Consider the following 22,547-nt stretch of genomic DNA (forward strand, 5'->3'; position numbering starts at 1 on the left):
CAGCTACAAATTTCGGAAGAACACTTCCACCATACGAGATTCCGAGGGCCGGTGGAATGGTGGGTTGATACGAAACAGGTCCGCGCCCCCCACTGGGTGGAGGGCGCGGACCTGGTGTTCCCACTAAGACTGACGACACCGACCCGCCATGCTCGCCTCGCGGCAAGTGGTCGCTCTAGGCGACGAAGGTTGGGCCCGGGGGCTTGGATCGAGCCGGTGTCGTACCCAGGCTAACAAAGGATCGCCGGATGTGATCCCCCCTCCGACGAGTCGGTCTTCCGGCTCACGCGCCTGGCCGCGGGCCATCCGGCCCCACCGGACCCGTCAGGGCCGCAGCAGCTCCGGCACGCCGTCCTCGCCCGCCCGGTCGCCCGCCGCCGAGACCACCGTCAGCTGCTGCGTCGCACGCGTCAGGGCCACGTAGAGCACGCGCAGGCCCGCCGGGGACTCCTCGGCGATCTCCGCCGGGGAGACGACCACCGTGGCGTCGTACTCCAGGCCCTTGGCCTCCAGGCTGCCCAGCGCCACCGCCCGCCCGCCGAGGTCCGCGAGCCAGCCCGCGGCCTCCGCGCGCCGGTCCATGGCCACGACCACGCCGACCGTGCCGTCCACCTGCTCCAGCAGCCTCCGCGTCTCCTCCCGGACCGCCGCGCCCAGATCGTCCCCGGCCGCCGCGAAACGGGGCTCCAGGCCGGTGGAGCGCACCGCGGTCGGCGGCTCCATGCCGGGCGCCGCCAGCTTCAGCACCCGGGAGGCCACCTCGGCCACCTCGGCCGGGTTGCGGTAGTTCACGGTCAGGGTGAACCGCCTGCGCGGGCGGCGCCCCAGGGCCTCGTCACGGGCGGCGGCCGCCTCGTCGGGATCCGTCCACGAGGACTGCGCCGGGTCGCCGACCACCGTCCAGGTGCCCGACCTGCCGCGCCGGCCCACCATCCGCCACTGCATCGGCGTCAGGTCCTGGGCCTCGTCCACGATCACGTGCGCGTACTCGGTGCGCTCGGCCGCGATCCGCTCGGCCCGCTCCCACTGCGTCTCCTCGCGGGTCGGCATCAGCTCCTCCAGCCCGCTGAGCTGGTCGAGCGGGTCCATCTCCCGCTTGCGCTTCGGCCGCGCCGGCGCGCCGAGCAGCTGGTGCAGCTCGTCCAGCAGGGCCACGTCGTGCACCGACAGGGGCCCCTTGCCGTCCGGGCCGACCCGGCGCAGGGAACGGGCCAGCTGGCGGGCCTCGCGGGGGTTCAGGTCCCGCCGCGACCAACGGCCCACGCGCCGCTCGTCCGCCATGGCGGCCAGCACCTTGCGCGGGGTCAGTTCCGGCCACCAGGCGTTCAGGAACCCGATGAAGTCGTCCTCGGTGGAGATGTCCTCGTCGAACGCGGAACGCAGCTCCGCCGCCAGCTCCGGATCGCTGTGCCGGCCCGACTGGCCGGACTTCGCGTAGAGGGCGTCGAGCAGCAGCCTGCGGGCGCGCGGGCGCAGCAGGTTCACCGGGGCCGTGCCGCTGAGCACGGTCTGGCGGATCCGGTCGAGCTCGGGGGCCTCCAGCTCCTGGCGCCGCCCGAAGGCCACGACGCGCAGCCGCTCGGGCGCGTTCCCGAGCTCCAGCGCGCCGCGCACGGCCTTGCGGAGCACCTTGAGCATCCGGGAGGAGCCCTTGATCCGCGCCACCGGCGGGTCGTCGTACGTCGTGGCCTCGGCCCCGTCGACGAGGGAGCCCAGCGCGCGGATGGCGACCTGGCCCTCCTCGCCGAGGGAGGGCAGGACGCCCTCGGTGTAGGCGACGAGCAGCGGTGTCGGGGAGACGATCAGGATGCCGCCGGAGTAGCGGCGGCGGTCCTGGTAGAGCAGGTACGCGGCCCGGTGCAGGGCGACGGCCGTCTTCCCGGTGCCGGGCCCGCCGGCGACCTCCGCGACGGAGGCGGCGGGAGCGCGGATCACCAGGTCCTGCTCGGCCTGGATGGAGGAGACGATGTCCCGCATGGAGTGCGTACGGGCCCGCCCGAGCGCGGCCATCAGGGCGCCGTCGCCGATGGCGGGCAGCTCCTTGCCGTCCAGGGTGGCGGTGAGCTCGGGGCGCATCAGGTCGTCCTCGACGCCGAGCACCTTGCGGCCCTTGGAGCGGATCACGCGGCGGCGCACGACGCGGCCGGGGTCCTTGGGGGTGGAACGGTAGAACGGCGCGGCCGCCGGGGCGCGCCAGTCGATGACGAGCGGCGCGTAGTCGGTGTCGAGCACGCCGATCCGCCCGATGTGCAGGGTCTCGGCGATCTCGGCGGTGAGGTCGGGGCGGATCGCGTCGTCGGCGGGCTCGACGGAGGTGAACGCGCCGTCGGGGCCGCGCTCACCGTCCTTGCCGAGGACGAGGTCGATGCGGCCGAAGAGGAAGTCCTCGAACTCGTTGTTCAGCCGGTTGAGGTGGATCCCGGCGCGGAAGACCTGCGCGTCGCGCTCGGCGAGGGCGCCGGGCGTGCCGACCTGCCCCCGCTTGGCGGCGTCGTTCATCAGGAACTCGGCCTCGTGGATCTTCTCCTCAAGGCGTCGGTACACCTGATCGAGATGCGTCTGCTCGGCCGCGATCTCCCGATCGCGGACGGAATCCGCCGTGCTGTCGACAGCGGCATTCTGCGCGGCCACCAAGGCCCCCTTCTGACGTGCATGGGCGACCGTCAACCGTACGCGAACCCAGGCCCTGTCCGCACGCCGGTTCCGCGCGCCGGGACGGGGTCGGGGGGTGCGGGGCCCCGGCTGGTCCGGATCAGGGAGGGTTTGGGGGTTCATGAGCGAGGGACGGGTATCCCAGCGATGCGCGAGCCATCTCCGCCCAGTCCCCCATTCCGGCCCCCTACATCCATCGGCCCCCGGGACGGGCCAGACCACCCGGCACGACGACCACAGCGTCCAACGGGCCCCACGCGCGTCGGATCGCTACGCGCTTCGCCCGGCATGGCGTCCGGCGGCCGTCCGGGGCCGATATCCGCACACAGAGGCTTTCCCACTCCTTTGATACTTTGGAAGGGTGTCTGAGACGACGTACGGAATCGGCGAGGGCCCTGCGGCCAGAGTGAGTCTGTCGCTGCCCGAAGGCACGGCCGAGGCCATCCGCGCACGCGTGGGCAAGCGGGAGTTCTCCGCCTTCGTCACCGCGGCGGTGGAACGGGAGCTGCGGGGCCGGATCCTGGACGAATACCTGGCCGACTACGAGCAGCGGCGTGGTCCCCTGTCCCCCGAATCCCAGCAAGCGGCACGGCGGGTCTTCGACGAGGTCTTCGCGGAGGATGGGGAATGGCCCGCCGCAAGCTGACCCACGAGGGGGCCTTGCTCCTGGACAGCGAGGGACTGTCGAAACTGCTGGACGACGAGGAACCGGTGGTCGCCCTCGTCGCCGAGGCGCGCAGCCGTGGCATGGAGGTCGTGACCTGCGCGTTGACGATCATCGAGGCCGTACACGCGCGCACCGACAAGGCGCGGTTGAACTGGATCCTCTCCGGTGTGCGCGTCACCTCCGTGGGCGATGAAGAAGCCCGTGCCGCGTCGGCCCTCCTGCGGGAGGCGGGCCTCCACGGCCACAAGTACGCCATCGACGCGACTGTCGCAGAAGCCGCCTTGCGCCAGCGCCGCCCCGTCGTCCTCCTGACCTCGGACGTCGACGATATGACGAAGCTGTGCGGCGACCGGGTTCACATCGTCGGCGTCTGACGCGGCGGGCTAGGCCTCGAACTCGTACTCCAAGACGTAGGAGGCGGAGTCCAGGGTCATCTCGTTGACCTCGACGGCGCGGCCGCCCTCGGCGAACGCGGTGCGCACGATCCGGACGACCGGCGTGCCCACCGAAAGGGCGAGCCGCTCGGCTTCGTCGGCCGAAGGCATCCGGCAGCGGATCTCCTCACGGAAGTGAACGGGCTCGTGACCCAGTTCGGCCAGCCTGGCGTACGTTCCGCCAGGGCCGGTGTCGGCCCGTGTGATGGCGGAGTCGGCGACCACGTCGGACGGCAGATACGACGTCGCGAAGAGGACGGGCTTGCCGTCGAGCACGAAACGGCGACTGCGCACCCACACCCGGGACCCGGCGGAGAGGCCGAGAGCGTCGGCGACGCGGCCGGCCGCCTCCTCCCGTACCTCGACCTGGTCGACGACGAGCTCCCGGTCCTCGGTGTCGGCGGACCAGACGGAGTGCCCCGAGCCCCACCGCCCCTGCGCCAGCCGCTCGATGCCTCGGCGCCGCAGCGGCTTGAACGTCCGCACGAAGACGCCGGCGCCCTTCCGCGCCTCCGCGAGGCCTTCGTTCCGGAGCACGCCAAGGGCCTGACGCGCGGTCATCCTGGCGACGCCGTAGGTGGCCATGAGGTCGTTCTCACCCGGCAGGCGGTCGCCCGGGCCGTATTCGCCCGACTGGATGGCCGCCCTCAGCGCATCAGCGATCCGCTGGTACTTCGGCTGGCCGGTGCTGCCCTGGCTGGTCATCGAACCGATCACTCCTTCTCCTCTCTAGACACCCTAGGGCCAGAGGTGGACCGCCGCACGGACCGGCGTTCGACCCCATCAACCATTCCGACACACATCTCTAGAGATGTATTGACGAAGCCATTCCAGATCGACTGTAGTAGGTCACGTCTCTAGAGAGGTAGCCGCTGAGGCGGTCTCGCGACTGAGGAGTGATCTGCATGCACCGGATTCCCTTCGATGCCCCGACCTCCGGCGACATAGCCAACCGGCGACACGCGCACGCTGGACTCATCGTCGACATCGAGGCAGCCGACACCTCCGCAGAGCTGCTCGACCGTGCTCTGGCCGGCTGGGATCGGTTCCTCGACTCCTTCGAGGCGGTGTCGCATGAGTGAGGGCTACGAGTACATGCCGCACCGGCTCCTGGGCCGCCGGGTCCGCGACATCGCGTCCGGTACCTAGGGCGAGCTGATGGCTGTGGTCAACGAGAACGTCTCGGACAGCGGAGCCGAGCGGTGGGCGCGGCTGGCCTACATCCGCGACTCGTCCGGCCTCGAATTCACCACCGCAGTGGGCAACATCGTGCCCGCTGGATACATCGAGACCTTGGAGGGATCCCTGTACCGCCCCGCCAGGATCCTCCCAGGACGGGCCGCAGACGCCGAGACATGAGGAGCGCGTAGCGATCCGGTGCGTCCGGGGGCTCCGCAGGGCGCTCTGGTCGTCGTTTCGTGCGGGTAGCGGCCCCGGACGGCCGCCGGACGCCATGCCGGGCGAAGCGCGTAGCGATCTGGTGCGCGTGGGGCCCGTTGAACGCTGTGGTCGTCGTGTCGGGTGGTTTGGGCACCCCGGGCCGGGGGCCAGGACTTGTGGGCCCGGATCGGGGGCTTGGGCGGAGACGGGTCTCGCTTCGCTGAGGTGCCCGCCCCTCCCTCTCTTCCCCGTGGACCGTTCTTTTGGGGGGTTCCCGGCAGTCTTCGGATGTCCGTGGCGGGTCGGTCGGTCAAGGGTGGCCGAAGGCCATCGCGATGCAACACCGCTTAACTACGCGGCATTGCATCGCGAAGCGACGCGACGAAGGAGCGCCCTTGACGGGCCGGCCCGACGCGGAGAGACGATGGGACTGACGGGAACCCCCCAAACCCTCTCTGATTCCGGGCCGGGTCAGGCCCCGCTCCCCCCGACCCCCTCCCCCGCCCCCACCGCCGTCCGCACCCGCCTGCGGTGGCGGGCCACGCGTTCGCGGTTGCCGCACAGTTCGCTGGAGCACCAGCGGCGGCGGTGGCCCCGGGAGGTGTCGAGGTAGACGCGGGCGCAGCCGTCGCCCTCGCAGGCGCGCAGCAGGGCCAGGTCGCCGGGGTCGGTGAGGAGTTCCACCGCGTCCCGGGCCACCGCGGCCAGCAGCCCCGCGCACTCGACCCCGCCGCACAGCTCCCGTACCAGGTGCCCCTCCCGGTCCCGTACGGCACACAGACCCGGGGGTGGACCGGCAGCCGCCGCGTTGACCCGGGCGAGGGCGCCCTCCTCGGGGCCGGCCCCGGCCAGGGCGGCCCGTACGAGGGTGCCCACGTCGGCGCGCAGGCCGCGGAAGGCGGCCACCCAGTCGGGCCCGAGGCGGGCGAGCGGGGTCCGGTCGGGCACCAGTCCGGCGCCGACCAGCCACAGCCTCAGCTCGTCGGTGTCACCGATGTCCTCCGCGTCCCCGTGGGGCGTGGAGGTGGCCAGCAGGTCAAGACAGACCCGCCCGGAGTCGAACCACATGCCGGTCACCGCCTCGGTCGCCGTGGGCCCCCGTGGGTCGCCTCCCCAGAGTGCCGTCGCCACGTGCGTTGCGGAACCCCCCGTGCGGGGCGCGGCGACCCCGTGCGTCACCTCGGCGGCGGGTCGTCGTGCAGGAGGCGCTGGAAGAGGCGGTGGTCGCGCCAGGCGCCGTTGATGTGGAGGTAGCGGGGGGCGACTCCGAACTCGGTGAAGCCCGTCTTGGCCAGGACCCGCTGGGAGGCGAAGTTGTCGAGCAGGGTCCCGGCCTCGACCCGGTGGAGGCCGACCTCGTCGCGGGCGATCCGGCAGACCTCCTCGACGGCGGCGGTGGCCAGGCCCTTGCCGTGCCAGTCCCGGTCGACCCAGTAGCCGATGCCGCCGCTGCGCAGGGGGCCGAGGGCGATGGAGCCGAGGTTGATCGAGCCGACCGGGGTCCCGCCCGCGACCAGCAGGAACGGGAGGGTGAGGCCGGACTCGCGCTCCGCGAGCAGCGCCTCGATCCGGGCCCGCTGGCCCGCCTCCGTATAGAACTCCTCGCGCCGGAAGGGCTCGTAGGGCTTCATGGCCTCCCGGTTGCGGGCCACCACCTCGGCCAGCGCGGCGGCGTCGTCGACCGCGACGCCCCTCATCTCCACTCCGTCAATGATCATCCGAGCACGCTAACCGGCCCCCACGGCCCCGCACAGCCCCTCAGCGGGCGGAACCGTCGCCTCCGCACTCCCCGGCGTCCAGCGACAGCCGGTACCCCCGCTTGACCACCGTCTGGATCAGCTTCGGCGCCCCCAGCGCCGCCCGCAGCCGGGCCATCGCGGTCTCCACGGCGTGCTCGTCGCGCCCCGCCCCCGGCAGCGTCCGCAGCAGTTCGGCCCGCGACACCACCCACCCCGGACGCCGGGCCAGGGCCGTCAGCAGCGCCATCCCGGCGGGCGGCACCGGCCGCAGCGCGCCGTCGACGAGCACCGCCCGGCCCCGGATCTCCAGCCGGTGCCCCCCGACCGGCAACACCCGCGCCCGGCCGGGGAGTTCCTGGCAGAGCAGCTGCACCAGCGGCCCGAGCCGGAACCGCTCCGGCGCCACGGTGGGGATGCCCTCGGCCTGGAGCGGCAGCGCCGTCACGGGCCCGACGCAGGCGCTGAGCACCGGCCCGCGCAGCGCCTCCACGACGGCCTCCCGCAGCCCCCGTTCCCCGGCGCGCGACAGCAGCGAGGCCGCGGCGGGCGCCGAGGTGAAGCTGACGGCGTCCAGCGCCCCGACGGCGACCGCGTCCAGCAGCCGGTCCAGCGGTGCGAGGTCCTGCGGCGGCATCCACCGGTACACGGGCACCGGCACCACCTCGGCCCCGCCCGCGCGCAGCGCCTCCACGAACCCGGGCAGCGGCTCCCCGTGCAGCTGCAGCGCGATCCGCCGCCCGGCGACCCCGTCGGCCAGCAGCCGGTCCAGCACCTCGGCGAGGGACTCGGACCCCGGCGACCAGTCCTCCACCAGCCCCGCGGCCCGTACGGCCCCCTTCACCTTGGGCCCGCGCGCCAGCAGTTCGGCGGTGCGCAGCCGCTCCAGCAGGCCCTCGCCGATCCCCCATCCGTCGGCGGCCTCGATCCAGCCCCGGAAGCCGATGGCGGTGGTCGCGACGACCGCGTCCGGGGGGCAGTCGATGAGTTCCTTGGTGGCGGCCATCAGCTCGCCGTCGTCGGCGAGGGGAACGATCCGCAGCGCGGGTGCGTGCACCACGCTCGCGCCGCGCCGGCGCAGCAGGGCGATCAGATCGTCGGCGCGCCGGGCGGCGGTCACGCCGATGGTGAAGCCCGCCAGGGGGCCGTGCGTTGCTTCGTCCATCGTGGGTGACCTGCCTCGGCTGCCGTTGCCCGGGGTCCGGGCGGGTGTCACGTCGCGGGACCGAGCCTGTCAAGGGGTCGTGTCAGGCTCGGTTCCGCCGTATTTCGGTGCCGTAACGCACCCGGCACCGGGCGTGCGTCACACGGAGGTGAGCTGCGCCTTCGCCGTGGTTCCGGGGGCTCCCGGGGCTCCGGGGGCGGCCGGGGCCTGCTGCCGCGGCCGGCGAAGGTATACCGCCCAGGTGACGGCGCAGCACGCCGCGTAGAAGGCGAGGAAGGTGACGAAGGCGGCCGTTCCGGAGCCGGAGTCCTGGAAGGCCCGGCGGAACACCAGGTTGATGCCGAGCCCGCCGAGCGCCCCCACGGCGCCGATCAGGCCCATGGCGGCCCCGGAGATCCGCCGCCCGTACGCGGCCGCCTCCTCGCCCTCCAGGCCCCGCGCCAGGGCCTCGGCGTGGAAGATCCCCGGGATCATCTTGTAGGTGGAGCCGTTGCCGGCCCCGCTGAGCGCGAAGAGGGCGACGAAGCCGGCCAGGAACACGGGCAGGGATTCGCGTACGGAGGCCAGGACGACCACCCCGGTGGCCGCGGACATCGCCACGAAGGCGGCCAGGGTGATCCGCGCCCCGCCGAACCGGTCCGCGAGCGCCCCGCCCACCGGCCGGGACAGGGAGCCGAGCAGCGGGCCGAGGAAGGTCATCGAGGCGGCCTGGAGCGGGGTGCGCCCGAACTGGGTCTGCAGGACCAGCCCGAAGGCGAAGCCGTAGCCGATGAAGGACCCGAAGGTGCCGACGTAGAGGAGGGCCATGATCCAGGTGTGGGGCCGGCGGGCCGCCTCCCGTACGGCGCCCGCGTCGGCGCGCACGGGTGCCAGGTTGTCCATGCGTACGAGGGCCAGCACGGCCGCGGCCACGATCAGCGGGAGGTAGGCGGCGAGCAGCAGGCGCGGGTGTCCGGCCCCGGCGGTGGCGATGACGAGCAGCGCGGCGAGCTGGACGACGGGGACGCCGATGTTCCCGCCGCCCGCGTTGAGGCCGAGCGCCCAGCCCTTCTTGCGGAGCGGGAAGAAGGCGTTGATGTTGGTCATCGAGGAGGCGAAGTTGCCGCCGCCGACGCCGGTGAGCGCGGCCACGGCCAGGAAGGTCCCGTACGCGGTGCCGGGCTCCATGCCCACCAGCGCGGCCACGGTCGGCACGAGCAGCAGCAGGGCGCTGACGACGGTCCAGTTGCGTCCGCCGAAGCGGGCGACGGCGAAGGTGTAGGGGATCCGGACCAGGGCGCCGACGCAGGTGGCGGTGGCGATGAGGAAGAACTTGCCGGCCGGGTCGATCCCGTAGCCGGGGCCCATGAAGAGCACCATCACGGACCACAGGGACCAGATGGAGAAGCCGATGTGCTCGGAGAACACCGAGTAGAGGAGGTTGCGGCGGGCGATCCGCTCGCCCGATTCCCGCCAGAACGTCTCGTCCTCGGGGTCCCACCGCTGGATCCAGCGGCCCCCCTCGCGTGGTGCGGTGGTACGGGTCATCACACGCCTCCCCGGCTGTCTCGTCCGTGGGAACGACGGTAGGAACGGCCCGTTTCGGCCCCGGTCCCCACCGGATGACCGGCGGGAAACCTCCCGCTCACCCGGGGGCGGCGCCCGGTGTGAGCGCCGCCGGGAGCCAGCTGCCCGGCGGTACTTCCAGCCAGCCGTGCGCGGCCGCCAGCCCGTCGGCCGCCCGCTGGAGGGCGTCCAGACCGGGATGGCGCAGGTCCCGGCGCCACACCAGGGCGAGCGGGGACAGCGGTACGGGGTCCACCAGGGGCCGTTTCACGCAGCCGGGCAGTTCTGCGAAGTCGACGGTCGCCAGGACCGGGGTGCGGGTCTTGGCCATCACCCGCCCGAACTCCTCCTTGCCCACCGCCACCGGCGCGGGCGGGGCCAGCGCGATGCCCCGCCCGGCGAACAGCTCGCGGGCCAGCCCGGTCCACTCCAGGGTCCGCGGGTTCCCGGCGCCCGCGTACACGCTCTCCCCGGCCAGCGCGGCCAGCGGCACCTCGGCGCGGGCGGCCAGGGGGTGGTCCTCGGGCAGCAGTACGGCGAGCGGTTCGTAGCGGACGGGCCGGTGGGCGAGCCGGGAGCACAGCCCGGGGGCCAGCCCGGCCGCGTACCCGAAGGAGACGTCGAGCCGGCCGGCGGCGATCTCGGCGGCGGCGTGGGTGAGCCCGCTCTCGAAGCGGGCCATCAGCTCGCAGCCGGGGGCGAGTTCGCGGGCGTGCTCCAGCACCCGCCGGCCGGTGCCGGGCCCGTCGGTGTTCACGTCGACGAGCAGGGCCCGGGGCGGACCGGCGAAGGCGGCGGCCAGCTCCTCGTGGGCGCGCAGCACCTCGCGGGCGTGGGGCACCAGCCGCTCCCCGTCGAGGGTGAGCTCCACCGCCCGGGTCGTGCGGACGAACAGCGCGGAGCCCAGTGCCCGTTCGAGGCGGCGCACATCGCGGCTCAGGGCCTGCTGGGCGACGTAGAGCCGGGCGGCGGCGCGGGAGAAGTGCAGCTCCTCGGCCACGGCGAGGAAGCCGCGCAGCAGCCGGGGGTCGACGTCACGGGAGTTCACCCGCGGAGACTAACAACGCGGATTGACAACACGGGTGCGTGAATGGCTCCGGAACAGGTGTTGGACCGCCGCACGGGCCCGACCGCAGGATCGGGGCATGCCGCAGAGAACCCCGCTGATGGCCGTGACCGGCAGCACCCTGGTCCTGGCCGCCCCCGCCTCCACCCCCGCACCCGCCCGCCCCTCGCCCGCCCGCTCCCGCGGCCCGTACGCCCGTCTCTTCGCCCTCCCCGGCACCCGCGGCTTCACCGCCGGGAACCTCCTCGCCCGCCTCCCCATGGGCATGTTCGGGATCAGCGCGGTCATGATGATCGCCGGACAGCGCGGCTCGTACGCCCTCGCCGGCGCGGTCACCGCAACCGGACTGGCCGCCACCGCCGTGGTCGCGCCGTGGACGGCCCGGCTGGTCGACCGCCACGGCCAGGCCCGGATCGCGGTGCCGGCGACCGTGATCGCGGTCCTCGGATCGCTCTGCCTGGTCGTGTGCGTGCGCACCGGAGCCCCCGCCTGGACCCTGTTCGCCTCCTACGCGGCCACCGCGACGACCCCCAACATCGGCGGCATGTCCCGGGCCCGCTGGACCCATCTGCTGCCCCGGGAGGCGCACCACGCGGCGATGTCCTTCGAGCAGGCGGCCGACGAGCTCTGCTACATGCTGGGCCCGGTCCTCGCGGCCCTGCTGTGCACCTCCGCCTTCCCCGAGGCGGGCACCCTCACCGGGGCGGTGCTGCTCCTCACCGGCATGCTCGTCTTCACCGCGCACCGCGCCACGGAGCCTCCGCCGGCCGGGCGCCGGTCCGTCCGCGGGCCCTCTCCGGTGCGCACGCTGTTCCCGCTGCTCGCCCTGTTCCTCGCCACCGGGGTGGTGTTCGGGTCGATGGAGGTCACCTCGGTCGCCCACCTCTCCGGGCGGGGGCTCGGCGCCGCGAGCGGCCCCGTGCTGGCGCTCCAGGCGGCGGGCTCCTGCGCGGCCGGACTGCTCTACGGGACCCTGCGGCCCCGGAGCCTGCGGGCCTGCCTGGCCGGCCTGGCCTGCGCGATGACGCTGCCCTGGGCCGCGGCGGCCACGGGTTCGCTGCCTCTGCTGGCGGGGGCGCTGCTGCTGGCGGGGACGGCCACGGCCCCGGTGATGGTGACGGCCATGTCCCGCGTGCACGCCCTGACGCCCGAGGGCCGCCTCAACGAGGGCATGACCCTTGCGGTCACCGCGATCCTGGCGGGCATCGCCGTCGGCTCGGCCACGGCCGGTCTGGCCGTCGACCACCTGGGGACGACGACCGCGTACGCCCTCCCGGCCATGGCTGCCCTGTCTGCCCTCTTTGTTCGGCGCCCGAGTGACCGTACCCGCGTGGTACTCACGACCGCCTCGCGCGATCCGCAATAACCGGGGGGTCTTCCCAGCACCTTCCCTTCGCGGAGGAACCCCCCTTGCCTGCTTCCCGTTCCGTCTCGGCCGCCCTCTTCGTCGCGGCCGTCACCGCCTCCTGTCTGGTGCCGACGGCACCCGCCCTGGCCGCCGACTCCTCGCCCCTGCGGCTCTCCCAGCCGTACGCCCCCTCGATCGCCCCCGGCTGAGGGGCCTGCCCCCGTCCAGGGCCCCTACAGCAGGACCTGTACCACATTCCGGTACAACACCAGTACCATAAGGTCGTACCATCACGAGTGGAGGCGGCAGATGCCCATAAGCGCCAGCGAGGCACGCAAGACCCTGTTCCCCCTCATCGAGCGCGTCAACGACGACCACGTGCCCGTGCGCATCAGCTCCAAGAACGGGGACGCGGTCCTCATGTCGGCCGCCGACTACGACTCCTGGCAGGAAACGGTCTACCTGCTGCGCTCTCCCGCAAACGCCCGCCGGCTGATGGAGGCCGTCGCTCGGGACAGGGAAGGGATCGCGAGCGTCACGAAGAGCATGGAGGAGCTCCAAGCCCTGGCCGGTGAGGAGTGAGGAGCGTCCACTTCGACCCGGACGCCTGGGAGGACTTCCTGTTCCGGCTCGGGGCGGACCGCAGGATGGCCAGGCGGATCACCCGCCTGATCGGCGAGATCCAACGGTCTCCGTTCGCGGGCATCGGAAAGCCCGAACCCCTCAAGGGCGACCTGACGGGCTACTGGTCCCGCCGGATCGACGACGAGCACCGCCTCGTCTACCGGGCCGACGACAAGGAAGTGAAGATCGTCAAGGCCCGCTACCACTATGCGGACTGACAGCGCACGCGCCCACCGGCTCGGACCGCACGGGAAAGCCGAAGGCCGCCGCCCGGATAACCGGCTGAACCGCGCCGCCTGCATCGACGGCAACGAAGCCACGGAGATCACGCCCGTCGGCAGATACTTCCGGGCGCACTCATCTCGGCCGGAAGAGATCGAATGCCTCTCCAGTCTCGTGCCACCCTCGACGCCTACCAGTGGCCCACATGACCAGGCCCGCGAGAGCAGTTCCGGCAACGGTGGCCACCCCGTCCTGTCACGGCAACGACGCCGCCGACCATCAGGACCGTTTGCCGGCCCTCGCGATGCCGAACGGGCGTCAGCTCTTGAAGGTCACCGCTCGGCAGCAGAGCGCCCAGCTGCCCCTTGGAGTATCGGTTCGCGATCGTGAGGAGCAGGTCGGCCAACCGTTCCAGGGCCTCGTCTCGGTCTGGCCCATCAAGACGAAGCGCCTCCTTCCTGATCGCAGCTGCGACCAGACCGGCATGGTTTCGCAGCGCGTCCTTCCGGTGCCCCTTCGACCGCTCTGCACGCCTCGGCCAGCGCCTCCACGCATTCAGCACTGCAAGCTCAGCGCTCGCCAGGGTCCTTTCGACCATGTCGGCCGCCGATGGCCCCCAGGGGGTCTTCTGCGCCCGGTGGGTGACCCCGCACTGGTGCGCTCCCAACACGAGGATGGCCGTCGTCCGGAACCTGCGCTCCAAACCGGCCGTCCAGATCAACGTCTTTCCCCAGCGCTGCAGCGGATGGGTCCAGGCCGGGGGATCCAGCTCGCGTCGGACCTTGGCATTCGGAAGGCCGCGGAAGAGGGCGTAGAACACAGTGATCATGAAGGCCCAGCGCAGAGCCAAGTCCTTGATGAACTTCAGCAGGGCCCACGGGTGATCTCATGCCCCCCCTTGCCGCCAGCGCCCTGGCACGGCGGAGTGGTGTGGCCCTCAGGCCTTCGGTACAGCGGGATGCGGCCAACTTCGGCATTGATATGGCCTCGCGCATCGTCTCGCTGGTTGGGTGAGCTACACGCAAGATCTCGCAATCGGCTCGACGCAGGAGGCGAACATGCCGCTACGGTTCATGGGGATCGACCCGAACACGGACACGGGCCAGTGTCCGACGGTATGGGTGGATGAGAACAACGCCGACGTGGTCTTGCAGGGGTGGAAGGCCGACGAGGCGACCCGGGCCGAGTGCCTGGAGACCGGCACGATCCCCGACAGCGAGGCAGTGATCCGGATTCCCGCCCGCATGGTGTCGATCTTGAGGGAGGCGTGCGATGCCGCAGAACGACGTGCCGGTACCGAGCTTTGACGAACTGCTCGATTCAGCCAAGCACTCAGCCGTGCACTTGGAGATGCGCGACGCGTACGGCGTGGCACACGAATCCCAGGGCTTCGCGGATTGGCTTCGCACCGGGGAGCGCGAGACGGACCCCGACTCTGATTACTGGCGCCCCTGGGTCAGCCTGGTCCGCCGGACGGTGGCGAGAGGGGTGCAGGTTCGAAGGGCGAGGATCCTGTCCGAGCCACTGAGCGACTACGCCCGGTACGGTCACGTCGGCGCCCCGGTCAACATTGCCGCCGGGGAACAGCTGCGCTACCTCCCCCGTCGCCAGGCTTCGGATATCGCCCTGCCCGGGAATGACTTCTGGCTCATCGATGACCGCGTCATCCGGTGGAATCACTTCACCGGCAACGGGGGCTCCGCAGGCGGGGAGATGTGTGATGATCCGCGTGTAGCCGACCTGTGCGCGACTGCGTTCGAGACGGTTTGGAAGCGTGCCGTACCGTTCGACGACTACAAGGTCTGACCGCCCCAGGTAAGTCCGGATCTCCATCGATGCCCTCGCCCCTGTCCAGCGTCCAGGCCGCTCGTGTCGCTCTCGCCACCAGACTGCGAGACCTGCGGCTGGACGCCGGGCTGGCCGGGCACGAGTTGTCCATCGCCTGCGGCTGGCACCCGGCGAAGACCTCCCGCATCGAGCATGCGAAAGCAGCCCCCACCGATGCCGACGTGCGCGCCTGGTGCCAGGCCTGCGGGGCCCCCGACCAGGCCCCTGACCTGATCGCCGCTGCCCGCAGCGCCGACTCCATGTACGTCCAGTGGAAGAGGCTGAACCGCGCCGGCCTCCGGCACCTCCAGGAGGAGGTCGTCCCCCTCTTCGAGCGAACGCGATCCTTCCGGGTGTACTGCTCCAACGTGGTACCCGGGCTGCTCCAGACCGAGAGCTACGCACGGGCTGTCCTGAGCGCCTACGGCACCTTTCACCAGACCGCGACGGACATCGACGAAGCGGCAGCTGCACGCGTGGCCCGATCACACGTCATCCGGGACGGTCGCCACCGCTTCGCGCTGCTCGTGGAGGAATCGGTCCTCCATTCAGGTATCGCCCCTGCCTCCACTGCGGCCGAGCAACTCGGCAGCCTCCTGGAGGTCACGACCTTCCCCTGGGTTTCCTTCGGGATTCTGCCGACCGGAGCCGAGCGCCCGCTGTGGACGCTGGAAAGCTTCACCATCTACGACGAAATCCAAGTGGGCATCGAGTTGCTGTCCGCACGCGTCACCCTCACCTCGCCGGGCGAGATTTCCCTTTACGCGAAGGCCTTCGGAGAGCTGGCCGGACAAGCCGTCTACGGCGCGTCGGCCCGTTCCCTGATCACGGCTGCCATCGACAGCCTCGGGTGACCGTGCGCAAGTTTCCGCAAGAACGTTGAGGCCCAACTTGGTTGATCCGTAGCTTCGTTGTCATGACGAACACCCGCACAGAGGGCGTCACAAACCCCGTTACCACTCTGGCCCTCGCCTGTGCGCGGCATCGGTGCAGTTGGAGCATGCCATGGCTGCTCGGGTTGATCGGCCACCAAGAGGTCGCTGAGGACCTGCACCACCCGGACATCGCCGCCACCGCCCCGGACGCCGACCCCGTCCTGTAGCCCTCGGCCGTCGGACATGGACGAGAGCCGAGACTCAGCCGCGGCAGGTGACGGGGAGCACCCGCCGACGCAACTAAGACTCCCCCGCACTAGCGGCCACTCGGCAGGTAGCGGGGGTTGTTCCAGCCCTGCGGCTGACGGAGAGGAGGAACGACATGGCACAGGCCGATGAACAGAAGGCACCGAAGAGTGTCGCGGAACGGCCCGAGGTGATCGACCTCGGCGACGCGGCGACCCTCACGAAGGGCAACACGTCCAGCTCGGTTGAGAGCAAGCAGACGCCGTACAGCTAGGCCACGCGCCGCTGAACGGCTGAGGAGCAGCGCACGGTGGCGGGCCCCCGCCCGGGGGCGCCCCCCCCCGGACCCCGCAAACTATGGGGGTAAACCTCAATTTTTTTAGTTTTCGTTAAAAAGGTTGGGGAGAGAAAAACAAAACAAAAAAAAAAAAAAACAACAGAGTTACAAAATACATACCACAACAAGAAACCCCCGCCGCCCCGCGGCGGCGCCCGGGGGGCCCCCCCCCCCGCCCCCCCCCCCCCCCCCCCCCCCCCCCCCCCACTTCCTGTCCGGCTACATGGAGGGGTGAACACGTGCTTTGGTTCGGAGGAGGTTCATCGGGTGCGCCTGTTCCTGAGGGGGCTCACCTGGTCTGGTCCGACCCGCCCCTGTGGGTTGTCGGACCGATCCCGGAACGGACGGCCAAGACGGTGCAGCGCGACGGTGTCCAGCTCGCCGTCCTCGGCCCGTGCGGCGCCGGTGGGGTAGAGCTGGAGCGAGCCATGTCGGCGCGGGACCTCGCGAGCGCAGCCGGCCTGTGGGCCGGTTCTTACACCGTGGTCCGGCACCGCCGGGGCCGGAACGAGGTGGAGATCCTTACCGATCCGGCAGGGGGCTGTCCGCTCTACCGGGTGAGCACGGCGGACGGGACGGTGTGGGGCTCCAGCTCCCGTGCCCTCGCCGGTCTCGTCGGCCGGCAGGTCGATACCGAGTGGCTGGGGGTGTTCCTGGCGGACAAGCAGAACCCGCTGCCCGGTCGCAGCTCGTGGGCCGGGGTGGTACCGGTCCCGGCCGGTCACCTGATGACGTTGACGCAGGAGGGCGCAGCCTCGGTGACGCCGTGGTGGCAGCCCTCGCGCCGGTCGTACGAAGAAGCTGTGTCGCTGGTGTCGGAGCTGCTGGCCGATGGCGTTCAGGCGCGGGTCGACGGCGTCGCGGTCTCGGCAGACCTGGCGGGCACCGACTCCACGACCGTGGCGGTGCTCGCCGCCCAGCACGGTCGAGTGCTGGCTTTGACCGCTCACCCCGAGGGGGTGACCTGGGGTGGAGACATGAAGTACGCCCGGCAGCTCCGCCACCCATCGATCGAGCATCTGCACTTTCCCCTGGGCCGAGCCCATCTCCCGTTCGCCCCCACCACCACGGCGCTTCCCCCGACCGACGAACCAGCGCCGTCCTCGGGGCTGTGGTCGATGCTGTCCGAGCAGTTGCTGAGCGTCGCGGCTCAGGGGGCGACCTGCCACCTGACCGGCGACGGCGGCGACAACCTGTTCATGGCTCCCCCGACCCATCTCGCCGATCTGGCACGGCGCGGCCGGATGGTGCGTCTGGGACACGATGCGATGGCCTGGGCCCAGCTGCGCAGGGTCAGCCCGTGGCCGCTGCTGCGCTCCGCGCTCCGCCGGGACACAAGAGGGTTGGCCCGCCCGTGGCTGGAACGGCCGGCCTGGCTTCTGGCCCCTGCTGCCGAGGCCCCCTCCCACCCCAACGGTGCGGACGCCGCGCTCTTTGCCGACGTACGCGGCGCAGCGCACGCGACCCATCAGGACGTTCAGCTCGCTGCTGCCCTCGGCATCGAGCTGAGCAATCCCTACTTCGACGGGGCCCTGCTGGACGCCGTGGTCTCTGTACCCGCCGCCGAGCGGTTCACGGTGCGTCGACACAAGCCGCTGCTCGTGGACGCGATCGGACCTCTCCTCCCGGATGCTCACCGGTCGAGGGCTACGAAAGGGGTGTTCGCCGGGGACTTCCACCGTGGAGTCCGGGAGAACCTTTCTCCCCTCCTGGCGCTCGCCGACGGGCAACTGGCCGAGAGGGGCCTGATCGATCCCGGACCGCTGCGGGCAGCGATCCACCGGCTTGCCCTCGGTGTCGAGTCGGTCTGGCCACCGATTCTCGCCGCACTGACGGCGGAGATGCGGCTCGGCGCCGTGGCGGCCCCCACCCCGACCGTATGGGCTCCAGTCAGCGAGGTGGCCCGGTGAGCGCACCTTCCTCAGTGGCCGTCGTCTTCCCGGCCGTCGCCGTCCTCGTCAACTACGAGACCGGGCGCACCCACCTGCGGCCGGCACTTCCCTGGAACATCGACTTCCCCGGCGACACCATCGTGATCCACCACCCGCACGAGGCGCCGTCCTGGGGCACGATCGAGGTCGAGGCGACCCTCACCCCGCCCCCGTACGCCCCCCTGCTCTGGCGACTGGCGGCCCTGCCCGCCCTGCTGGCCACGGCCGTCGTCGGCACGGCGGGACCGCAGGGAGCCAAGTTCCACCGCCTCGTACGACTGGCGAGCATCGGCAGGTCTCTGCCCCCGGCCGGTGAAACCCAGGTCCGTCATGCCGTCCGCGCCGTACGGTGGGCCTCCCGCCTCATGCCTGCACGCTGGGCCTGCCTGGAGCAGTCCGCCGCCGGGGCGCTGCTGCTGGCCGCCTCCGGGCGCCGCGCCGAGTGGCGCCACGGCGTCGCGACCGATCCGGTCCGGCTGCACGCCTGGATAGAAGATGCTGCGGGGCAGCCGGTGGAGGAGCCTGCCGACACCTCCCTGTACGTCGTGACCTACACCCCGGACGGACCGGGCCCCGAGCGCAAGGGCCCGGAGAGGAGCTCTCCGTGAGCGATCCGCAGATCCTGCTGCGCGGTGACCGGCTCGGCCTCGGCCAGCCCCGCCGCGAGATGCTGCCCGAGTACCACCGATGGGAGAACGACCCAGGGACGATCCTGGGGTATGGCAACCAATTCCCGCAGGCGTGGGAGGTACGCGAAGGCGGATGGTCCGGCCAGCGCGGCAACCACAACTACCCGCAGTTCGAGGTGGTCCGCCTCGACGACATGACCCCGGTCGGCATCACCACCCTCATCGTGAACACGTTCGTGAGGACGGCCGAGTACGTGATCCTGGTGGCGCCCGAGGAGCGGGGCAAGGGGTACGCGGAGGAGGCGACCCGCCTGACGCTGGACTGGGCCTTCCACCTCGGCGCGCTGCGCACGGTGTGGCTCAAGGTCCTGGAACCCGACACGGCCGGGATCACCGCGTACGAGAAGGCCGGGTTCAAGCAGTCCGGCCGTCTGCGGAAGTCGGGGTTCTGGCTTGGAGAACCGGTCGATGAACTTCTGATGGATGCACTGCCGGAGGACTTCTCCGGCCCGTCCGCCATGAAGTAGCGGTCCGCCGGTCGAGCCGCGGAAGGTGACCTGGAGCACCTCGCCGGCTTCCGGAGACGGCAACCGTGCCCCCACCGTGCCCCCAGGGCATGAAAAAAGCCTCTGACCTGCGGGTGTCTTCGCAGGTCAGAGGCTTACATGGGGTGGTGGAGATGGCGGGAATCGAACCCGCGTCCAACGGTGCAGAAGCAGGGCTTCTCCGAGCGCAGTCCGCTGCGCTTTTCTCAGCCCCGGAGATCACACGGACAAGTCTCCGACGGGCTCAGTCACTGTTTGATTTCCCTCCAACCCCCGTGACCGGGGCTAGAGGTTTAGATCCCTAGTTGACGCCAGGATCCGGACCGGGACCACTTCCGGGCTGACGCTCCTCACAGAGGCTTCAGCTCACTGTTATTAGGCAGCGAGGGTGAAGCGGGAGTTATCGCTCTTGGAGTTGGCGATTATTGTTTGCGACATGTGGTTAGCGAGATCATTGCCGCTTCCTCGGCTCGCTTCCCCTGCATCGACATCCGCTGTCGAAACCGATCATCCCCATGTTTTGTTTTCAACGGCACCACCCGCGAGCGGGAGGCGCTGACGCCATGGTACGCGAAGTGGACCACCGCGTGCCAGAAGATTAAACCGTGCCCCGCTGCTTGCGCCGGATCGCCGAGATGGCACGGTTCGTCTCGCGGGTGTCCTGCTTCTCCCGAAGGGTCTGCCGCTTGTCGTACTCCTTCTTGCCCCTCGCCAGCGCGATCTCCACCTTCGCGCGGCCGTCCTTGAAGTACAGGGCCAGCGGCACGACGGTGTGGCCCGACTCGTCCGCCTTGCGCTCCAGCTTGTCGATCTCCTCCCGGTGCATGAGGAGCTTGCGCTTGCGCCGCGCGCTGTGGTTGGTCCAGGTGCCCTGGCTGTACTCCGGCACGTGGACGTTGTACATCCACACCTCGCGGCCCTCGACCGACACGAAGCCGTCCACCAGCGAGGCCCGGCCCTGGCGCAGGGACTTGACCTCGGTGCCCGTGAGCACGATCCCGCACTCGTAGGTGTCGATGATCGTGTAGTCGTGCCGCGCCTTCTTGTTCTGGGCGATCAGCTTGCGCCCTTTTTCCTTAGCCATAGTGCGGTCATTTTCGCACTACGGACCCACCCCGGTGCCACCCAATACCTTCCGCGCCCGCTCCTCCGCGCCGTCCCCCGCCGCCGTCAGGTCGGGGGTGATGCCCCCGCCGTCGAGGCTGCGGCCGGCCGGGGTGCGGTACGTGCCCACCGTCAGCTCCGCCACCGAACCGTCCGGGAGCTCGGTGGGCATCTGCACCGATCCCTTGCCGAAGGTGCGGGAGCCGACGGTGACGGCCCGGCCCCGGTCCTGGAGGGCGCCCGTGACCAGCTCGGCCGCGCTCATCGTGCCGCCGTCGACCAGGGCCACCAGGGGACGGACCGTGTCCCCGCCCGGGGCGGCGTACAGGGCGCGCTCGGAGCCCCGTACGTCGTACGTCGCCACGAGCCCGCCGTCCAGGAACGCGGAGGCCGCCGTCACCGCCTCCGTGACCAGACCGCCCGGGTTGCCGCGCAGGTCCAGCATCACCCCGGCGCCGGGCGGGGCCGCGCGGACGGCTTCGCGCACCCGCTCCCCCGAACCCCGGGTGAAGGAGGCCACCTTGATCACGGTGATGCCGTCCGCGAGCCTGCGCACGGTCACCGGGTCGACGCGCAGCCGCTCCCGCCGGAGGGTCTCGGTGAGGCCGGCGCCGTCCCGGCTGAGGCCGAGCACCGCCGGGGTGCCGGCCTCGCCGCGCAGCAGCGCCACCACCTCGGCCACGGCGAGCCCGGTCACGCCGCGGCCGTCCACGCTCAGCAGCCGGTCCCCGGCGCGCAGCCCGGCCCGGGCGGCGGGGCTGTCGGGCTGGACCCGTTCGACCTCGATCACGCCGTCGTGGTGGCGCCCGGCCCAGAGGCCGACCCCGGTCCAGCGGCCGTCGAGGTCCTCGGCGAAGGCCGCGTACTCACCCTGGTCGTAGACGGTGCCCCAGCGGTCGCCGCTGCGGCTGACCACCTCCTGGGCGGCCTTCTTGCCGGACTTGCCCTCGGCGACGGCCTCGGCGGCGGCGCGCGCGACGGCCTCCCGGTCCGCGGTCCCGCTCTGGCGCGGGACGGGTAAGGGAGTACCGGTGAGGGCGAGCGGCCGGGCGTCCTCCGTTTCCTTCGGCGCCCAGGAGCCGGTGCCCGCCCCGGCACCCACGGAGGCGAGGAAGAGCAACGTCAGAACGGCCCCGCGACGCAGGTCGCGGGGCCGGAGACAGAGAGCGGGCAGACCCGGCATGGCGCCGAGTCTAGGACAAGCCCCGCCGCGGTACGGCTGGTTGGCCGGACCGGGAGCGGGGCGCTCATCACACTTTCAGATACTTGCGCAACGCCACGAACGCCGCGAGGGAGGGCATCAGGAGGCCGATCACCAGGACCAGGGGGAGCTTGGTGAGGACCGCGTCCCAGCCGATGAAGTTGATCAGCTGGAGCTTGTCGCGGAGCGCGATGCCGTGGTCGATGACGAAGTACTGGCCCGCGCCGAGCATGCCGCAGGCGAGGCCCGCGCCGATGAGGCCGGCCACGGCCGCCTCCATGATGAACGGCACCTGGATGTAGAAGCCGGAGGCGCCCACCAGGCGCATGATGCCGGTCTCCCGCCGACGGCTGAACGCCGAGACGCGCACCGTGTTGACGATCAGCAGCAGGGCCACGATCAGCATGATCAGCATGATGCCGAGCGCCGCCCAGTTGAGGGTGCCGAGCAGGGCGAAGAGGTTGTCGAGCTCGCTGCTCTGGTCGGCGACCGACTGGACCCCGTCGCGGCCCGCGAAGGCCGAGGTGATCACCGCGTACTTCTCCGGGTTGCGCAGCTTGACCCGGAAGGAGTCGGGCATCTGGTCCGGGGTGACCACCGAGGCGAGCGCCGTGTGCCCGAAGCGTTCCTTGTAGTGCTTGTAGGCCTCGTCCGAGGACTCGTACATGACCGTCTGGACGAGGGCCATCTTCTTGAGCTCGGTCTCGATGCCCTGCTTCTGCTCGGGGGTCACGGCCCCCTTGGAGCAGGGCTTGCCGCCGCCCGCGGCGGGCGCCCCGGCGGCGGGGGCTCCGGCCGCGTCGATGGCGTCGTTCTTGGTGCAGAGGTAGACGGTGACGTTGACCTTGTCGTACCAGAACCCCTTCATCGCGCTGACCTGGTCGCGCATGAGGAGGGAGCCCCCGAAGAGGGCCAGCGACAGGGCCACGGAGATGATGACCGCGAAGGTCATGGTGAGATTGCGGCGGAGGCCGACGCCGATCTCCGACATGACGAACTGGGCGCGCATGGCG

At 71.3% G+C, this 22,547-nt stretch carries 26 protein-coding genes and 1 other RNA gene; 15 read left to right on the top strand and 12 right to left on the bottom strand.

Annotated features, from left to right (window positions below):
• Window positions 1–324: 324 nt before the first annotated feature.
• On the bottom strand, window positions 325–2,631 hold the full coding sequence (locus tag ACEPPI_RS17940; protein WP_373916222.1) for a UvrD-helicase domain-containing protein: 2,307 nt from the start codon (window positions 2,629–2,631) through the stop codon (window positions 325–327).
• Window positions 2,632–3,013: 382 nt separating this feature from the next.
• Between ACEPPI_RS17940 and ACEPPI_RS17945 the strand changes: the two genes are divergently transcribed.
• Window positions 3,014–3,298, top strand: a complete 285-nt coding sequence (locus ACEPPI_RS17945) for a hypothetical protein (protein WP_373916224.1) — start codon at window positions 3,014–3,016, stop codon at window positions 3,296–3,298.
• A complete protein-coding gene (locus ACEPPI_RS17950; RefSeq protein ID WP_373916225.1) occupies window positions 3,280–3,693 on the top strand; it encodes a DNA-binding protein in 414 nt (137 codons plus the stop codon). The genes ACEPPI_RS17945 and ACEPPI_RS17950 overlap by 19 nt, the downstream gene beginning before the upstream one ends.
• Before the next feature lie 9 nt (window positions 3,694–3,702).
• Here the strand turns inward: ACEPPI_RS17950 and ACEPPI_RS17955 are convergent, their stop codons facing one another.
• On the bottom strand, window positions 3,703–4,458 hold the full coding sequence (locus tag ACEPPI_RS17955) for a GntR family transcriptional regulator (protein ID WP_373916226.1): 756 nt from the start codon (window positions 4,456–4,458) through the stop codon (window positions 3,703–3,705).
• Between the two features lie 200 nt (window positions 4,459–4,658).
• Here ACEPPI_RS17955 and ACEPPI_RS17960 point away from each other — a divergent pair, with 200 nt between their 5' ends.
• Together ACEPPI_RS17960 and ACEPPI_RS17965 are read left to right on the top strand one after the other, a co-directional pair.
• A complete protein-coding gene (locus ACEPPI_RS17960) occupies window positions 4,659–4,835 on the top strand; it encodes a hypothetical protein (protein WP_373916227.1) in 177 nt (58 codons plus the stop codon).
• Between the two features lie 76 nt (window positions 4,836–4,911).
• Window positions 4,912–5,112: a hypothetical protein gene (locus ACEPPI_RS17965; protein ID WP_373916228.1), complete on the top strand. Its 201-nt coding sequence runs from the start codon at window positions 4,912–4,914 to the stop codon at window positions 5,110–5,112.
• Between the two features lie 492 nt (window positions 5,113–5,604).
• On the opposite strand, the gene ACEPPI_RS17970 is transcribed toward ACEPPI_RS17965, so the two are convergent.
• The 5 genes from ACEPPI_RS17970 to ACEPPI_RS17990 all read right to left on the bottom strand — a co-directional run bounded on the left by ACEPPI_RS17970 (window position 5,605) and on the right by ACEPPI_RS17990 (window position 10,627).
• Entirely contained in the window at window positions 5,605–6,201 is a 597-nt protein-coding gene (locus tag ACEPPI_RS17970; RefSeq protein ID WP_373916229.1) for an ABATE domain-containing protein, read from the bottom strand.
• Between the two features lie 107 nt (window positions 6,202–6,308).
• Window positions 6,309–6,851 carry a GNAT family N-acetyltransferase gene (locus tag ACEPPI_RS17975; RefSeq protein WP_373916230.1) on the bottom strand — a complete coding sequence of 181 codons (543 nt, stop codon included), beginning with the start codon at window positions 6,849–6,851 and terminating at the stop codon, window positions 6,309–6,311.
• Window positions 6,852–6,891: 40 nt separating this feature from the next.
• Window positions 6,892–8,034 (bottom strand): uroporphyrinogen-III synthase, encoded by a 1,143-nt coding sequence (locus ACEPPI_RS17980; RefSeq protein ID WP_373916231.1) that lies wholly within the window; start codon window positions 8,032–8,034, stop codon window positions 6,892–6,894.
• 138 nt (window positions 8,035–8,172) lie between these two features.
• Entirely contained in the window at window positions 8,173–9,561 is a 1,389-nt protein-coding gene (locus tag ACEPPI_RS17985) for a nitrate/nitrite transporter (protein WP_373916232.1), read from the bottom strand.
• Window positions 9,562–9,658: 97 nt separating this feature from the next.
• Complete coding sequence (locus tag ACEPPI_RS17990; protein ID WP_373916233.1) at window positions 9,659–10,627, bottom strand: LysR family transcriptional regulator; 969 nt, start codon at window positions 10,625–10,627, stop codon at window positions 9,659–9,661.
• A gap of 97 nt (window positions 10,628–10,724) precedes the next feature.
• On the opposite strand from ACEPPI_RS17990, the gene ACEPPI_RS17995 reads away from it, so the two are divergent.
• From ACEPPI_RS17995 to ACEPPI_RS18010, 4 genes are all read left to right on the top strand, one after another.
• The gene (locus ACEPPI_RS17995) at window positions 10,725–12,011 is read left to right on the top strand and encodes an MFS transporter (protein ID WP_373916234.1); all 1,287 of its coding nucleotides are present in this window, start codon (window positions 10,725–10,727) and stop codon (window positions 12,009–12,011) included.
• Window positions 12,012–12,055: 44 nt separating this feature from the next.
• Window positions 12,056–12,202 (top strand): hypothetical protein, encoded by a 147-nt coding sequence (locus ACEPPI_RS18000; RefSeq protein ID WP_373916235.1) that lies wholly within the window; start codon window positions 12,056–12,058, stop codon window positions 12,200–12,202.
• A 100-nt stretch (window positions 12,203–12,302) separates the two neighbouring features.
• Window positions 12,303–12,575 (top strand): type II toxin-antitoxin system Phd/YefM family antitoxin, encoded by a 273-nt coding sequence (locus tag ACEPPI_RS18005; protein WP_373916236.1) that lies wholly within the window; start codon window positions 12,303–12,305, stop codon window positions 12,573–12,575.
• Complete coding sequence (locus tag ACEPPI_RS18010; RefSeq protein ID WP_373916238.1) at window positions 12,572–12,835, top strand: Txe/YoeB family addiction module toxin; 264 nt, start codon at window positions 12,572–12,574, stop codon at window positions 12,833–12,835. Before ACEPPI_RS18005 ends, ACEPPI_RS18010 begins: the two co-directional genes overlap by 4 nt.
• A gap of 194 nt (window positions 12,836–13,029) precedes the next feature.
• Here the strand turns inward: ACEPPI_RS18010 and ACEPPI_RS18015 are convergent, their stop codons facing one another.
• A complete protein-coding gene (locus ACEPPI_RS18015; protein WP_373916239.1) occupies window positions 13,030–13,668 on the bottom strand; it encodes a hypothetical protein in 639 nt (212 codons plus the stop codon).
• Window positions 13,669–13,897: 229 nt separating this feature from the next.
• Here ACEPPI_RS18015 and ACEPPI_RS18020 point away from each other — a divergent pair, with 229 nt between their 5' ends.
• The 7 genes from ACEPPI_RS18020 to ACEPPI_RS18050 all read left to right on the top strand — a co-directional run bounded on the left by ACEPPI_RS18020 (window position 13,898) and on the right by ACEPPI_RS18050 (window position 19,211).
• Window positions 13,898–14,146 (top strand): hypothetical protein, encoded by a 249-nt coding sequence (locus ACEPPI_RS18020; RefSeq protein ID WP_373916252.1) that lies wholly within the window; start codon window positions 13,898–13,900, stop codon window positions 14,144–14,146.
• Entirely contained in the window at window positions 14,112–14,645 is a 534-nt protein-coding gene (locus tag ACEPPI_RS18025) for a DUF6879 family protein (protein ID WP_373916240.1), read from the top strand. Before ACEPPI_RS18020 ends, ACEPPI_RS18025 begins: the two co-directional genes overlap by 35 nt.
• 29 nt (window positions 14,646–14,674) lie before the next feature.
• A complete protein-coding gene (locus ACEPPI_RS18030; RefSeq protein WP_373916241.1) occupies window positions 14,675–15,520 on the top strand; it encodes a helix-turn-helix domain-containing protein in 846 nt (281 codons plus the stop codon).
• Window positions 15,521–15,923: 403 nt separating this feature from the next.
• On the top strand, window positions 15,924–16,061 hold the full coding sequence (locus tag ACEPPI_RS18035; protein WP_373916242.1) for an albusnodin family lasso peptide: 138 nt from the start codon (window positions 15,924–15,926) through the stop codon (window positions 16,059–16,061).
• Between the two features lie 302 nt (window positions 16,062–16,363).
• On the top strand, window positions 16,364–18,034 hold the full coding sequence (locus tag ACEPPI_RS18040; RefSeq protein ID WP_373916243.1) for an albusnodin/ikarugamycin family macrolactam cyclase: 1,671 nt from the start codon (window positions 16,364–16,366) through the stop codon (window positions 18,032–18,034).
• Window positions 18,031–18,663, top strand: coding sequence for a lasso peptide biosynthesis B2 protein (locus ACEPPI_RS18045; RefSeq protein ID WP_373916244.1), 633 nt, complete (start codon window positions 18,031–18,033; stop codon window positions 18,661–18,663). The genes ACEPPI_RS18040 and ACEPPI_RS18045 overlap by 4 nt, the downstream gene beginning before the upstream one ends.
• Window positions 18,660–19,211, top strand: a complete 552-nt coding sequence (locus ACEPPI_RS18050; protein ID WP_373916246.1) for a GNAT family N-acetyltransferase — start codon at window positions 18,660–18,662, stop codon at window positions 19,209–19,211. Before ACEPPI_RS18045 ends, ACEPPI_RS18050 begins: the two co-directional genes overlap by 4 nt.
• Window positions 19,212–19,355: 144 nt before the next feature.
• Here the strand turns inward: ACEPPI_RS18050 and ssrA are convergent.
• The 4 genes from ssrA to ftsX form a co-directional block, all read right to left on the bottom strand.
• Window positions 19,356–19,744: a transfer-messenger RNA gene (gene ssrA, locus ACEPPI_RS18055) on the bottom strand.
• Between the two features lie 83 nt (window positions 19,745–19,827).
• Window positions 19,828–20,313, bottom strand: a complete 486-nt coding sequence (gene smpB, locus ACEPPI_RS18060) for an SsrA-binding protein SmpB (RefSeq protein ID WP_266839332.1) — start codon at window positions 20,311–20,313, stop codon at window positions 19,828–19,830.
• 18 nt (window positions 20,314–20,331) lie between these two features.
• Window positions 20,332–21,516: a S41 family peptidase gene (locus tag ACEPPI_RS18065; RefSeq protein WP_373916247.1), complete on the bottom strand. Its 1,185-nt coding sequence runs from the start codon at window positions 21,514–21,516 to the stop codon at window positions 20,332–20,334.
• A 67-nt stretch (window positions 21,517–21,583) separates the two neighbouring features.
• Window positions 21,584–22,543, bottom strand: a complete 960-nt coding sequence (ftsX, locus tag ACEPPI_RS18070; protein WP_373916248.1) for a permease-like cell division protein FtsX — start codon at window positions 22,541–22,543, stop codon at window positions 21,584–21,586.
• Window positions 22,544–22,547: the final 4 nt, after the last annotated feature.

Source organism: Streptomyces sp. AB3(2024), assembly GCF_041862025.1.
In the GTDB taxonomy this organism is placed as follows: Bacteria; Actinomycetota; Actinomycetes; order Streptomycetales; family Streptomycetaceae; genus Streptomyces.

Excerpts from the sequence above, each read along its gene's own strand:
- ftsX (WP_373916248.1), bottom strand. The coding sequence starts at position 22,543 with ATGCGCGCCCAGTTCGTCATGTCGGAGATCGGCGTCGGCCTCCGCCGC.
- ACEPPI_RS18015 (WP_373916239.1), bottom strand. The coding sequence starts at position 13,668 with ATGATCACTGTGTTCTACGCCCTCTTCCGCGGCCTTCCGAATGCCAAG.
- ACEPPI_RS17950 (WP_373916225.1), top strand. The coding sequence starts at position 3,280 with ATGGCCCGCCGCAAGCTGACCCACGAGGGGGCCTTGCTCCTGGACAGC.
- ACEPPI_RS18035 (WP_373916242.1), top strand. The coding sequence starts at position 15,924 with ATGGCACAGGCCGATGAACAGAAGGCACCGAAGAGTGTCGCGGAACGG.
- ACEPPI_RS18020 (WP_373916252.1), top strand. The coding sequence starts at position 13,898 with ATGCCGCTACGGTTCATGGGGATCGACCCGAACACGGACACGGGCCAG.
- ACEPPI_RS18025 (WP_373916240.1), top strand. The coding sequence starts at position 14,112 with ATGCCGCAGAACGACGTGCCGGTACCGAGCTTTGACGAACTGCTCGAT.
- ACEPPI_RS17955 (WP_373916226.1), bottom strand. The coding sequence starts at position 4,458 with ATGACCAGCCAGGGCAGCACCGGCCAGCCGAAGTACCAGCGGATCGCT.
- ACEPPI_RS17965 (WP_373916228.1), top strand. The coding sequence starts at position 4,912 with ATGGCTGTGGTCAACGAGAACGTCTCGGACAGCGGAGCCGAGCGGTGG.
- ACEPPI_RS17970 (WP_373916229.1), bottom strand. The coding sequence starts at position 6,201 with ATGTGGTTCGACTCCGGGCGGGTCTGTCTTGACCTGCTGGCCACCTCC.
- ACEPPI_RS18065 (WP_373916247.1), bottom strand. The coding sequence starts at position 21,516 with ATGCCGGGTCTGCCCGCTCTCTGTCTCCGGCCCCGCGACCTGCGTCGC.
- ACEPPI_RS17960 (WP_373916227.1), top strand. The coding sequence starts at position 4,659 with ATGCACCGGATTCCCTTCGATGCCCCGACCTCCGGCGACATAGCCAAC.
- ACEPPI_RS18005 (WP_373916236.1), top strand. The coding sequence starts at position 12,303 with ATGCCCATAAGCGCCAGCGAGGCACGCAAGACCCTGTTCCCCCTCATC.
- ACEPPI_RS17985 (WP_373916232.1), bottom strand. The coding sequence starts at position 9,561 with ATGACCCGTACCACCGCACCACGCGAGGGGGGCCGCTGGATCCAGCGG.
- ACEPPI_RS17995 (WP_373916234.1), top strand. The coding sequence starts at position 10,725 with ATGCCGCAGAGAACCCCGCTGATGGCCGTGACCGGCAGCACCCTGGTC.
- ACEPPI_RS17980 (WP_373916231.1), bottom strand. The coding sequence starts at position 8,034 with ATGGACGAAGCAACGCACGGCCCCCTGGCGGGCTTCACCATCGGCGTG.
- ACEPPI_RS17975 (WP_373916230.1), bottom strand. The coding sequence starts at position 6,851 with ATGATCATTGACGGAGTGGAGATGAGGGGCGTCGCGGTCGACGACGCC.
- smpB (WP_266839332.1), bottom strand. The coding sequence starts at position 20,313 with ATGGCTAAGGAAAAAGGGCGCAAGCTGATCGCCCAGAACAAGAAGGCG.
- ACEPPI_RS18030 (WP_373916241.1), top strand. The coding sequence starts at position 14,675 with ATGCCCTCGCCCCTGTCCAGCGTCCAGGCCGCTCGTGTCGCTCTCGCC.